Origin of the sequence: Komagataeibacter intermedius TF2, assembly GCF_000964425.1 — a bacterium.
GTDB classification, from domain to species: domain Bacteria; phylum Pseudomonadota; class Alphaproteobacteria; order Acetobacterales; family Acetobacteraceae; genus Komagataeibacter; species Komagataeibacter intermedius.
Genome location: NZ_BANF01000010.1, coordinates 62,757 through 75,104, shown reverse-complemented (window position 1 = coordinate 75,104; position 12,348 = coordinate 62,757). Strand labels below are relative to the sequence as shown.

Below are 12,348 nucleotides of genomic sequence, written 5' to 3'. Positions count from 1 at the left end.
ATCCTCAGGCGGCATGGCGGAGTGTCTGCGCAAGATACGGACGCTGGCGGTCAACAGTGCCCTTGATACGCTGCTGGGCGCGCAGGCGGCGGTCGTGGCGATGGGATTGTGCCGTTATCCCGGCACGGCATGGTCATGGTGGGGCCTGCCTGTCCTGGGCATGGTGGCCATTGCTGTCGCGGGGGGGCCTTTTCGCATATTCCAGCAGCACTGGCGTTTCGCGGGGCGGTCCGATTTCTGGCGGCTGGGATGGGCGTGTGCGCTGGCGGGAACCCTGGTCATGGGCGGCCTTGCGCCGTGGTGGGGGCCGGATGCCGTGGCGTTTGGCGTGGCGTACGCCATGGCGGCGTTCGTCATCATGGCAGGCACTCGGGCGGTCTATCAGCGGTGGCGATATTATCGCGGTGGCCGGGACACCGCGCGCCGGCGTGTGATTCTGCTGGGTGATGGGGAGGATGCCAGCCGTTTCCTCAGCCTGATGCCGGATATGGGCGGGCTGGTCGTGGGTATGGTGGTCGAGGGACGCCAGCGCCGCCCCGGCCGACGGCTGCGTGGCGTGCCGGTGCTGGGACAGGTGATGGACCTGCCGGACATCCTGTCGTCCTTCCGTGCGGAAGACGACCTGCTGGTGGTGGTGGCGGACCCACGCTTCCGGGGGGAGCGGCTGTCCACCGTGCTGCGGATGGCGCAGGCAACGGGCACGCAGGTCCGCTGCATGCCCGACCTGTCGGGAATCGCGCGCGGCGCTGCGGCGCCGCTGCATCCGGTCCGGTTGTCCGACCTGCTCAACCGTCCGGCCATCGCCCCGGACGGGCAGGGGATCGCGGACATGCTGCGGGGGCGGCGCGTGCTGATTACGGGGGCAGGGGGATCGATCGGCAGCGAACTGGCCCGCCAGATCGCAGGTCACGGTCCTGATCAGCTTATCCTGCTGGACATGGGGGAATTCCCGCTATGGCAGGTGGATATCGACCTTGCGGACAAGGCGCCGGATGTCACGCGGCACCTTGTCCTGGCCGATATACGCGATGCCGGGCGGATGGAACGTATCTTCGCCCGGTTCCGTCCCGAACTGGTCTTTCATGCAGCCGCGCTGAAGCACGTGCCCATGGTGGAGGAAAACCCGTGCGAAGGGCTGCTGACCAACGTGACCGGTACCCGCATCGTGGCCGATACCGCAGCCCGGCATGGGGTGATGGCCATGGTTCTGGTTTCAACGGACAAGGCGGTCAATCCCGCCAGCATCATGGGGGCATCCAAGCGCATTGCGGAAATGTACTGTCAGGCGCTGGATGTGGATGCGCGCAACCGTCACGACAGCAGCGCCATGCGGTGCGTGACGGTGCGGTTTGGCAATGTCATGGGGTCGACGGGGTCGGTCATTCCCCTGTTCCGTCACCAGCTGGAATGCGGCGGCCCGCTGACGGTGACGGACCCGCGCATGACGCGGTATTTCATGACGGTATCCGAAGCGGTGGGGCTGGTGCTGCAGGCCAGCGCGCGCGGGGTGGGCGCGCGGGCGGATGGCATGGCCGCGCTGTTGCGCAGTGGCGGGGTGTTCGTGCTGGACATGGGCACGCCGGTGCGCATTGTCGATCTGGCGCGACAGATGATCGTCCTGGCGGGGTTGCGGCCCGACCGTGACGTGCAGATCCGTTTTACCGGGCTGCGACCGGGGGAAAAGCTGGCTGAAGACCTGTTTTACAAGCAGGAAATCCTCCAGCCCACCGACTGTCCCGGCCTGCGGATGGCAACGCCGCGTACTGTGGACCTTGCGCAGGTCGCCAATATCATGGATGCACTTACTCTGGCATGCCGGGATGGTGATGGCGCGCGCGCGCTGGCGCTTGTCCGCAGGCTTGTCCCCGAATTTGCCCATAACCCGCATGGCGTGGCCACTCCGGACACAGCGGGGCAGATCGATGTGGAAAGGAATGCATCATGAACGCTCCGGCGGACGCACCCATAGGTTTTCTGAACCTGCCCCAGCAGCAGAGCCTGATTGCAGATGAGATCAGGCAGCGTGTCGATGCGGTCATGAAACACTGCCGCTTTGTCATGGGGCCTGAAGTCACCGAACTTGAGGGGCGGCTGGCCAGCTACAGTGGCGCTGCGCAGTGTGTGGGCGTCTCGTCCGGGACGGACGCCATCCAGATTGTCCTGATGGCCGAGGGAATCGGCGCGGGCGACGCCGTGTTCCTGCCCGCTTTCACCTATACCGCCACGGCGGAGGTGCCGCTGGTGCTGGGGGCGACCCCGGTTTTTGTGGATGTGGACCCCGCAACCTTCCAGATCGACCCCGCCAGCCTGCGCCGCCGCATTGCCGATGTCCGCAAGGCAGGCAGGCTGCGGCCGCGTGCGGTGATCGGCGTGGACCTGTTTGGCCAGCCTGCCCCATGGTCCGAACTGCGCGCGATCGCGGCGGAGGAAAATCTGTTCCTGATGGCGGACTGCGCGCAGGCGTTTGGCGCGACACTGTCGGGCCGCAGGCTGGGGCGCGAGGCCGTTGCGACCACGCTGTCCTTTTTCCCTTCCAAGCCGCTTGGCGCCTACGGCGATGCGGGTGGCATCCTGACGGATGATCCCAGGCGGGCCGAACTGTACCGTTCGCTGCGCACGCATGGGGAAGGCAAGACCCGGTACGAAGTCCTGCGCACCGGCATGAATGCGCGTCTGGACACCATCCAGGCCGCGATCCTGCTGGCCAAGCTGGATGTGTTCGACATGGAACTGGGGCGCAGGCGCGCCATTGCCGACGCGTATGATGCGGGCATTGCGGGCCATGTGATCCCACCGGCGCGCGTGCCGGACAGCCACGGTTCATGGGCGATCTATTCCGTCCTGACGAAGGGGGAGGAAGACCGTGCCGCCCTGCAGCACCGGCTGAAAAGCCATGGCGTGGCGTCGGCCATCTATTATCCCCTTCCGCTGCATAAGCAGCCCGCCTATGTCGCGGCACATGATGGTGCGGCGCTGCCGGTGGCGGAAGACCTGTCGCGCCGGATCATGGCGCTGCCGCTGCATGCGGAACTGTCGGATCATGACGTGGGCCGGGTCATCGCGGCCGTGCGTGCATAAGGAGATCATACGCAAATGAGACGCGAGACAGCCCTACTGATCGGGTTCCTTGTCATCACGATCGGTACGGCAGCGGGGTTGTGGCTGATCGCCCTGCCCAATTTCCGGCCCCTCAGCTTTCCCACCATGGAAACCGGCACCATTGCCGTAGGCCCCATGCGCAAGGAACGCACGCTGACGGCAACGCAGGTCCATACGCTCAATGACTGGCTGCAGGCCCATACCGCAGGCTGGGGCCCGCTGGGCCAGACCCCGCCGTCAAGCGGGGACGCGGTTCTGGAAATGCAGGTCGAACACAAGGGCGACCAGCCCGCGGGCGATGCGACGCAGCCCTACCGCATTACGTTGTGGACCGGGATCAGCGCCGCGGACTGGAACAACACCGTGTTTGTGGAAGAACGCCCCGGCGCGGTCATCCGCTTCCATCATTTCAAGGACAAGGATTTCAACGCCCTGCGTGACCTGGTCAACCAGTACGACTATCCCCGGTCCGCTTTCCCATGACCCTGGTGCGCGCGGATACGGCAGGGCTGATCTTTGACTGCGACGGCACGCTGGTCGACAGCCTGCCCCTGTACCGCGAAGGCTGGATGGCGGCCCTTGAGGATGCCATAAGGCAGGCGGTGCCGCCCGAATGGTTTCATGGCCATGGCGGCATGTCCGAGCACATGGTGCTGGATATTGTCGAGGCGCGGCTGGGCCAGCGCGTGGATCGCGACGGCATCATTACGCAGGCGCGCGAAAGCATGCTGCGCAAGCTGCATGTGCTGCGTGAAATTACCGTGGTGGCGGACATTGCCCGCGCGTACCACGGTCGCCTGCCCATGGCGGTGGCGTCCAACGGGTCACGGCAGATCGTCTCCGCCTGCCTGCGCCATCTTGGGCTGGAACGGCTGTTTGACGTCATCATCACCATAGATGACGTGACGAACCCGAAGCCCGCGCCGGACATGTTCCTGCTGGCGGCGGGCAGGCTGGACCTGTCGCCCGCATCCTGCCTTGTGTTCGAGGACAGTCGGGAAGGGATGCTGGCGGCCACCCGCGCGGGCATGACGCATGTGGACGTGAATACGCTGCTGCCCTGAAACAGGGCATGCGGACGGATGGCGGACGGGGGCGGGAGCGTGATCTCCCGCCCCCTTTCTGCGTTCACACCCGTTCGTCATCCTTCAGCTTCGGGGTCGCGCGATCCGCGGTCGCCAGCAGGGCAGCCGTAAGCGGCGAGGCCAGGATAAGCCCCGGAATGCCAAGGATGGTGCCAAAGATCGTCTGGGACAGGATGGTCAGCCCCGGCGGCATCTGCACCGCGTGGCGCTGGATCAGCGGCGCCATGACGTTCCCTTCGAAAAACTGGATGGCGGCATACAGTCCCAGCACCATGAACCCTTCGCGCGTGCCCTGCGACAGGCCGATCAGCACGGCTGGCACCGCACCGACAAAGGCGCCGATATAGGGAATGAAGTTGGCCATGCCCGCCACAACCCCCAGCGCCAGCGCCAGCGGCACGCCAATGCACCACAGCCCGATGAAGGACAGCAGTCCCACAACGGTCATGTCCAGCGCCTGGCCCGCCGTCCACGCCCACAGGGTGCGGCCCGCCGTCAGCAGCAGTTCGCGCGATGTGTGGCGGTATTCATGCGGGATCAGCCGCAGCATGCCGTTGACGTACAGTTCGGGCGAGATGGCGAAATACAGCCCCGCGATCAGGATGACCGCCAGCGTGCCCGCCGCCCCGAACGCGGAGGAGACGAACCCCGTCATGGATCCCGCCAGCGACCCGAATCCGCCACTGCTGGCGGCCTGTTCGTTCCCGCCCAGCGTGGTGGGCAGGTTGTCGAGGATCATCCGCCCGGTGGAGGAATGGCCCATGCTGTCGCGCAGGTTGTGGGCCTGCTCGCTCAGTGCGGTGCGCAGTTTCAGGGCCTGTTCCGATATTTCGGGGCCGCTGCTCCAGATCAGTCCGGTCAGCGCGCCGATTATGACCACGACTACCGCCGTAAGCGACAGCCAGTAGGGCATGCGCGTGCGGCGTTCCAGCAGCCCGGCGAGGTTATGCAGGATCACGGCGACAAGGGTTGCCGCGAAAATGACCATCAGCACATCGCCCACCACCCAGATCAGCATGACCACGATGGTGATGACCAGCGTCAGCCGCAGCAGGGCATAGATGCGCGCAAGCTGCTGTGCGCGCGGGTCGGGTGTGTCGTCTTTTTTTTGGGAAGATCCGGAATCCGGCGGGTGGCCGGTGGTGGCCGACGGGGGGGAGGCTGTCATCTATATGTCCGTATGATGGGCATGAAACGGGCTGCGTGGAATGTGAACGCCAGCACGGCCGCAGCCGGGTTAACGTTCCCGAAGGGATATGGATTGCGCTTGCCTAAAATTCCGCTAACTGACGGCGGGTCAGGGCGCGTGGGATACAGGCGGTCGTACCCCTGCGTGATCGGTTAAGGCGTAAGCCAATATTTCCTGTCGGAAAAGGGCAGACATGTGAGCACTCCGGATATTTCGTCTTCGCGTCCGGCCATGCCCGCGCGCCTTGGGGCGGCAGGGTGGGCACTGGCTGTTGCAACCTTTGCCATAGGCACGGGGGAGTTCGCATTGATGGCGATGCTGCCCGGTGTCGCCCGTTCGCTGGACATATCGGTGCCGGTGGCGGGGCATGTCATCAGTTCCTATGCCATGGGCGTGGTGATTGGCGCCCCGCTTGTCGCCCTTGTCGGCGCGCGCCTGTCGCGGCGCAGGCTGCTGCTGGCGCTGCAGGCGATGTTTGTCGTGGGCAATGCGGCGTCGGCGCTGGCGCCGGGTTATGGGGCGCTGCTGGTCATACGGTTCCTGACCGGGCTGCCGCATGGGGCCTTTTACGGTGTGGCGGCGCTGGTCGCGGCGGACATGGCCGATCCCGCGCGGCGGGGGCGGGCGGTGGCTGGCGTGTTCGTGGGGCTGACGGTCGCCCATGTGGTGGGGGTGCCGCTGGTGACATGGGCGGGGCAGGTGCTGGGCTGGCGCGCGGTTTACGGGTTCATTACGGGCATGGAACTTCTGGCTCTGGTCATGATCACGTGCACGGTGCCCGCCATGATGCCCGACCCGCAGGGGTCACTGTTACGCGAAGTGGGCGCGCTGCGCCGGCCACAGGTGTGGTTTACGCTGGCGACGGGGGCGATCGGGTTTGGCGGCATGTTCTGTGTCGGCACCTACCTGTCGGCGGTGCTGCTGGGCGTAACCGGGGTGCCCGCCTATGTCGTGCCGCTGTCGCAGTCGCTGTGGGGCGTGGGCATGGTGGCGGGCAACATGGCGGGCGCGCGGCTGGTGGATATCAGCCCCGCCCTTGCGGTGGTGGTGACGCTGGTGGTCAGCACGGTCATGCTGTGCCTGTTTTCCCTGTGCGCACACAACATGGTGCTGGTGCTGATCGTGACCAGCCTGATGGGGGGCATCATCGCCCTGCTGCCTGCGCTGCAGACACGGCTTATGGACGTGGCCGGGGATGCGCAGGGACTGGTGGCGGCGCTGAACCATTCCGCCGTCAACGTGGCCAATGCATTTGGTGCGTGGCTGGGCGGTGTGGTGATTGCGGCGGGCTACGGCGCGCAGGACGTGGGCTGGGCCGGTGCCGGGCTGTCGGCGGCGGGACTGGCGGTTTTCCTGATCGGGCTGCTGGTGCGGCGCGGGGACGGACGTCCTGTGCCTGACTCGGCTCAGGAATTATCTCAACTCAGGTAATTGATAACAGGACACAAAAGGCGTTCGGGCGCCGCCTTTTGAAAAAGGCGGCACGTCGCGAAGCGTCTCCATGCCGTGTGGGCTGGTGTTTATTCCGCGCTGGCGGCTTCCAGTTCCGTTTCCGCGTCCAGCCAGTCTTCTTCCGCGCGGTCATGTTCGCGCGCGATGGCGGCCAGACGGGTGTTCAGCGCGGTAACTTCATCCGCCTTGCCGCTTTCATACAGCTTCGGGTCCGCCAGGCGGGCTTCCAGCTTCGTGCGTTCGGCCACCAGTCGGGCCATGAGCTGTTCCGCGTCACGGATGCGCCTGCGCAGCGGGGCCGTGGCCTTGCGGGCTTCGGCGCGTTCGCGGCGATCGTCGCGCTTTGGGGCTGCGGCAGGACGGGCGGGGTCGTTGTTTGATACCGCGCGCGCCCGTTCGGTCAGCCACGTACGGTATTCCGCCATGTCGCCGTCAAACGGACGCACCGTGCCGTCGCCCACCAGCCACAGCCGGTCGGCCACCAGTTCAACCAGATGCGGGTCATGGCTGATCAGCAGGACCGCGCCCTCGAACTCCGCCAATGCGCGGATCAGCGCGTCGCGTGCGTCCAGGTCAAGATGGTTGGTCGGTTCATCCAGAATAAGCAGGTGCGGCGCATCGCGCGTGGCCAGCGCCAGCAGCAGGCGGGCCTTCTCGCCCCCCGACAGGTCGCGCGTGGGCGTTTCCGCGCGCTCCGCATCCAGCCCGAAGCGGGCAAGCTGCGCGCGCACGGCGGGCGGCGTGGCATCGGGCAGGGCGCGGGCCATGTGGTCCACCGGGGTCTCGTTGGGGCGCAGTTCCTCGGCCTGATGCTGGGCGAAATAGCCGACCTTCAGCTTCGGGCTGTGCTGGATCGTGCCCGATTGGGGTTCCAGTCGTCCCGCCACCAGCTTGGCGAAGGTGGATTTGCCGTTGCCGTTCGCACCCAGCAGGGCGATCCGGTCTTCCATGTCGATGCGCAGCGACAGGCTGGACAGGATGGTATGGTCGCCATACCCGGCCGAAACCCGCTCCATCGTCAGCATTGGCGGCGGCAGGGCGGAGGGTTCGGGGAAGGAAAAGTGGCTGGGCGTATCTTCCACCACGCTGTCGATCTGCGGCAGTTTCTCCAGCGCCTTGATGCGGGCCTGCGCCTGTTTCGCCTTGGTGGCCTTGGCGCGGAAGCGGTCCACGAAGGACTGCATGTGCGCGCGCTTGGCATTGATGCGTTCGGCCATGCGGGCCTGCTGCAGCGCCTGTTCGGTGCGGATGCGCACGAATTCCTCATACCCGCCCGGCGTCAGCGTCAGCTTGCCGCGGTCTAGATGGGCGATGGCGTCCACCGCGCGGTCCAGCAGCCCCCGGTCGTGGCTGACGATCAGGGCCGCGCCCGAAAACCGTGCCAGCCAGTTTTCCAGCCAGATCGTGGCCTCAAGGTCCAGGTGATTGGTCGGCTCATCCAATAACAGCAGATCGGGGTTGAGGAACAGCGCGGTGGCGAGGGCGACACGCATGCGCCACCCGCCGGAAAAGTCCGATACAGGGCGTGTCTGTGCTTCTGCATTGAACCCCAGACCAGACAGGATGGCCGCCGCCCGCGCCGGCGCGCTGTGGGCGTCAATCGCCAGCAGGCGTTCATGGATGTCGGCAATGCGGGCGGGATCGGTCGTGGTTTCGGATTCGCGCAGCAGATCCGTCCGTTCGGTATCGCCCGCCAGCACCGTATCCAGCAGCGAGCCATAGCCCGTGGGCGCTTCCTGCCTGATCCGCGCCATGCGCGCGCGCGATGACATGTGGATCGTGCCGCCATCGGGCGCGATATCGCCCGCGATCGCGGCCAGAAGGGTCGATTTGCCTGCCCCGTTGCGACCGACCAGACCGATCTTGCGGCCCGGATCAATGCTCAGGCTGGCACCATCAAGCAGGGTGCGTCCTGCAATGCGCAGGGTCAGGTCGGATATGACGAGCAGGCTCACGGGCGGAAAACTCCGGCAATATGGGGGACATGGCTGGTTTCGTGCGGGTTGTACCTACCAGTCTGCGGCGATATGCTCTAGATGGCGCTTGTAAGGTGATGTCGGCTTATGTCCAATGCCGCCTCGTATATTTCAGAACCCGTTTGAAAGGAGCTGTCCCATGGCAGTCGAACGTACCCTCTCGATCATCAAGCCCGATGCGACCCGCCGCAACCTGACCGGCAAGATCAATGCCGTGTTCGAAGGCAATGGCCTGCGCATCGTCGCCCAGAAGCGCATCCAGCTGACGAAGGCGACCGCTGGCGCGTTCTATGAAGTGCACAAGGAACGCCCGTTCTATAACGACCTGGTGTCCTTCATGATCTCCGGCCCGGTCGTGGTGCAGGTTCTCGAGGGTGAGAACGCTGTCCTGAAGAACCGCGAAGTGATGGGCGCCACCGACCCGAAGAAGGCCGAAGCCCACACCATCCGCGCGCAGTTTGCCGAAAGCATCGAAGCAAACTCCGTCCACGGTTCCGACAGCCTTGAAAACGCGAAGAACGAAATTGCCTTCTTCTTCGCCGGCACGGAAATCCTGCCCTGATCCCTATGGGTCATGGTGATGGGGACACATGCCCCCGTCAGTGGAAAAGCCGGCCCTCGGGCCGGCTTTTTTCATGTCTGGAGACTGCTTGAAAAGCCAGCCTTCGCGTCATCATGCAGATTATAAGGCAGTTTTTTTAGGGAAGATTTTTTCGAAAAACGCTTCAGAAGGTGCCGCCCTTTGAAAAAGGCGGCACCTGAAAAATCTGTTTTTTGTTTATCAACGATCAGACCGATAGCAGGCAGTCCGCCGCAGTGGCGGCGGGCGCTGCATCGGGAACCAGCACGCGACGCAGCGCGGCGGGATACAGGCGATGTTCCTGCTGCAGTACGCGCGCGCCCAGCACATCGGGCGTGTCACCGTCCAGCACGGGCACCGCCGCCTGCCCGATGATCGGGCCTTCATCCATGCCCTCCGTCACCCAGTGAACGGTGCAGCCATGGATGCGCGCGCCATTTTCCAGCGCGCGTTCATGCGTATGCAGCCCGGGAAAGGCTGGCAGCAGGCTGGGGTGGATATTCAGCATCCGTCCCGCCCATGCAGTGGTCAGGAACGGCGTCAGCAGGCGCATGTAGCCCGCAAGGCAGACATATTCCACGCCCGCCGCGCGCAGCGCCGCGTCCAGCACGCGTTCATGCGCCGCGCGGTCGCGGCGGTAGTCGCGATGGTCGATGGCCTGTGTGGCAAGGCCTGCCGCGCGCGCCACATCCAGCCCCGGCGCATCGGGATTGTTGCTCAGCACAAGGGCGATGCGGGCGGGGTAGTCGGGGCGGGCGCACGAATCGATCAGCGCGCGCATGTTGCTGCCGCGCCCGCTGATCAGGATCGCGATGGGTGTTTTATAGGTCACGGCCCGGTTCAGTCGCGCAGTTCGGGCAGTTCGTCAAAGCTCAGCGTAGCCGGGCTGTCGGGGCTGTCGCCGTGCGTGATCGTGCCGATGACAAAGGCCTGCTGCCCGCGCGCGGTCAGACGCGCCATGGCGGCGTCGCTGTCGCGCACCACCAGCACCATGCCCACGCCACAGTTGAAGACGCGCAGCATTTCCTCGGTCGTGACATTGCCGATGCTGGCCAGCCACGGGAAAACTGGCGGGATCGGCCATGCCGTGCCGTCAACCACCGCCCGCATGCCCTTTGGCAGCACGCGCGGCAGGTTGCCCGGCAGGCCGCCGCCCGTAATGTGGGCCGCCCCCACCAGCAGGCCCGCGTGGTGCAGGTCCAGCACCGGGCGGACATACAGGGTGGTGGGCGTCATCAATGCCTGCGCCAGTGTCTGGCCGTCGGCGAAGGGGCATGGTGCGTCCCATGCCAGTCCGCTGCGCCTGACGATGTCGCGCACCAGCGAGAAGCCATTGGAATGCACGCCAGCCGAGGGCAGGGCGATCAGCGTATCGCCGGGCCGGATATCACCGGGCAGCAGCGCCGTGCGTTCCGCAGCCCCGACCGAGAATCCGGCAAGGTCGTAATGGCCGGGCGCGTACATGCCCGGCATTTCCGCCGTCTCCCCCCCCACCAGCGCGCAGCCGGAGTCGGCGCAGCCTTTGGCGATGCCGCGCACGACCTTGGCCGCGTCCTCGATCGATAGTTTGCCGGTCGCGAAATAATCCAGGAAGAACAGCGGTGTCGCGCCCTGCACCACCAGATCGTTGACGCACATGGCGACAAGGTCGATGCCCACCGTCTCATGCAGTCCGCTTTCAATGGCGATCATGAGCTTGGTGCCCACGCCATCGGTGCAGGACACCAGGATGGGATCGGAAAAACCGGCTGCCTTCAGGTCAAACAGCGCGCCGAAACCGCCCAGTCCGCCCATGGTGCCGGGGCGGTCCGTTGCCTTTGCAGCGGGCTTGATGACTTCGACAAGGGCGTCACCGGCGGCAATGTCCACCCCGGCATCGCGGTAGGTGGCGCCGGGCGCTGTATCGGATGAAGCATTGGGCGGGCAGGGGGCGGACGTCATGCGGGGGCCTTTTTCGTAATCAAACTATCACTTTCCCGGACTCCCGCACGCGGGCTATGAAAACCGTCGTATGGGACCGGGGTCGAACGGACTTCCGGCCTTCTTTACGTCAAGGCGGGGCAACGCACAAAGCGGTGGTTGAAGGCACGAAGCTGAAAACGGATGAAAACGCGGTTGCGGGGGTGATCGGGCAACTGGTGTTGCCGTTTGCCCACACGCCACGTTTTGCAGTGGGGGACTTTGTCTTTTCCGCCTCCAACGCGGCTGCGCGCAGCTGGGTGCTTGGCCCCACGCCATGGCCGGAGCGCAGGCTGGCGCTGTGGGGGGCGGCAGGCACGGGCAAGACCCATATGCTGGAAATATGGGCGCGCGTGCATGATGCGGTGCTGCTGCATGGCGGCAGCCTGTCCCATGCCCATGTCACCGCCCTGTTCGCCGCGCGCGCCACGGGGGTTCCGGTCATGGCCATGGCGGTGGACCAGGCCGATGAATGCAGGGACGAACGGGCGCTTCTGCACCTGCTCAATACCGCGCGCGAACAGCGGATTGCCCTGCTTCTGGGCGGGCGGACGCCACCTGCGCGCTGGCCCGTGGCGCTGCCCGACCTGGCCAGCAGGCTGCGGGCGACCATGGCGGTGGCCATACGGCAGCCGGGCGACGGACTGCTGCGCGTGCTGCTGCTGCGCCTGCTGGCGGAACGGCAGATTGTCGTGTCGCAGCCGGTCGTGGAATGGCTGCTGCGGCGCCTGCCACGGACCGCGCGGGCGATGCAGGACGCCGTGGACCGGCTGGATCATGCCGCCCTTGCCTGTGCGCGGCCCATTACCCGCGGCTTTGCCGCACGCGTGCTGGCGGACATGCTGGTGGACACAATGTCGCCCGCCGGCAGTTCGCCCGGAGACTGAACCATGCGGTTGCTCTGGCCAACAGGCGTGTCGCTGGCCTAGGGTCATATGCAATAAAGAACACCACCCCCGAACGGGAGACCGAATCCATTGGCCACATCGCCACGCAAAGCCCCGGAAG

11 protein-coding genes are annotated in these 12,348 nt (G+C 65.6%); 7 read left to right on the top strand and 4 right to left on the bottom strand.

Annotated elements, in window-relative coordinates:
- The first annotated feature begins 13 nt into the window (after positions 1 to 13).
- From B7449_RS01735 to B7449_RS01720, 4 genes are read left to right on the top strand one after another with little or no spacing between them, the layout of a single operon-like run.
- Positions 14 to 1,945 carry a polysaccharide biosynthesis protein gene (locus B7449_RS01735; protein WP_048883157.1) on the top strand — a complete coding sequence of 644 codons (1,932 nt, stop codon included), beginning with the start codon at positions 14 to 16 and terminating at the stop codon, positions 1,943 to 1,945.
- Positions 1,942 to 3,078, top strand: coding sequence for a DegT/DnrJ/EryC1/StrS family aminotransferase (locus B7449_RS01730; RefSeq protein ID WP_039732813.1), 1,137 nt, complete (start codon positions 1,942 to 1,944; stop codon positions 3,076 to 3,078). The genes B7449_RS01735 and B7449_RS01730 overlap by 4 nt, the downstream gene beginning before the upstream one ends.
- Positions 3,079 to 3,093: 15 nt before the next feature.
- Entirely contained in the window at positions 3,094 to 3,582 is a 489-nt protein-coding gene (locus B7449_RS01725; protein ID WP_039732814.1) for a hypothetical protein, read from the top strand.
- On the top strand, positions 3,579 to 4,163 hold the full coding sequence (locus B7449_RS01720; RefSeq protein WP_039732815.1) for an HAD family hydrolase: 585 nt from the start codon (positions 3,579 to 3,581) through the stop codon (positions 4,161 to 4,163). The genes B7449_RS01725 and B7449_RS01720 overlap by 4 nt, the downstream gene beginning before the upstream one ends.
- A gap of 64 nt (positions 4,164 to 4,227) precedes the next feature.
- Here the strand turns inward: B7449_RS01720 and B7449_RS01715 are convergent, their stop codons facing one another.
- Positions 4,228 to 5,352 (bottom strand): AI-2E family transporter, encoded by a 1,125-nt coding sequence (locus B7449_RS01715; RefSeq protein ID WP_039732817.1) that lies wholly within the window; start codon positions 5,350 to 5,352, stop codon positions 4,228 to 4,230.
- A gap of 216 nt (positions 5,353 to 5,568) precedes the next feature.
- Here B7449_RS01715 and B7449_RS01710 point away from each other — a divergent pair, with 216 nt between their 5' ends.
- A complete protein-coding gene (locus B7449_RS01710; RefSeq protein WP_373321493.1) occupies positions 5,569 to 6,804 on the top strand; it encodes an MFS transporter in 1,236 nt (411 codons plus the stop codon).
- A gap of 89 nt (positions 6,805 to 6,893) precedes the next feature.
- Here B7449_RS01710 and B7449_RS01705 read toward each other — a convergent pair whose 3' ends face one another.
- Entirely contained in the window at positions 6,894 to 8,780 is a 1,887-nt protein-coding gene (locus tag B7449_RS01705) for an ABC-F family ATP-binding cassette domain-containing protein (protein ID WP_039732818.1), read from the bottom strand.
- A 160-nt stretch (positions 8,781 to 8,940) separates the two neighbouring features.
- Between B7449_RS01705 and ndk the strand changes: the two genes are divergently transcribed.
- Positions 8,941 to 9,363: a nucleoside-diphosphate kinase gene (gene ndk, locus B7449_RS01700; protein WP_010507624.1), complete on the top strand. Its 423-nt coding sequence runs from the start codon at positions 8,941 to 8,943 to the stop codon at positions 9,361 to 9,363.
- Positions 9,364 to 9,589: 226 nt separating this feature from the next.
- Here ndk and purN read toward each other — a convergent pair whose 3' ends face one another.
- Both purN and purM read right to left on the bottom strand, forming a co-directional pair.
- On the bottom strand, positions 9,590 to 10,213 hold the full coding sequence (purN, locus tag B7449_RS01695; RefSeq protein WP_039732819.1) for a phosphoribosylglycinamide formyltransferase: 624 nt from the start codon (positions 10,211 to 10,213) through the stop codon (positions 9,590 to 9,592).
- A gap of 8 nt (positions 10,214 to 10,221) precedes the next feature.
- Positions 10,222 to 11,322 carry a phosphoribosylformylglycinamidine cyclo-ligase gene (gene purM / locus B7449_RS01690; RefSeq protein ID WP_039732820.1) on the bottom strand — a complete coding sequence of 367 codons (1,101 nt, stop codon included), beginning with the start codon at positions 11,320 to 11,322 and terminating at the stop codon, positions 10,222 to 10,224.
- Between the two features lie 134 nt (positions 11,323 to 11,456).
- Between purM and B7449_RS01685 the strand changes: the two genes are divergently transcribed.
- Positions 11,457 to 12,227 carry an HdaA/DnaA family protein gene (locus B7449_RS01685; protein WP_039732821.1) on the top strand — a complete coding sequence of 257 codons (771 nt, stop codon included), beginning with the start codon at positions 11,457 to 11,459 and terminating at the stop codon, positions 12,225 to 12,227.
- Positions 12,228 to 12,348 lie beyond the last annotated feature (121 nt).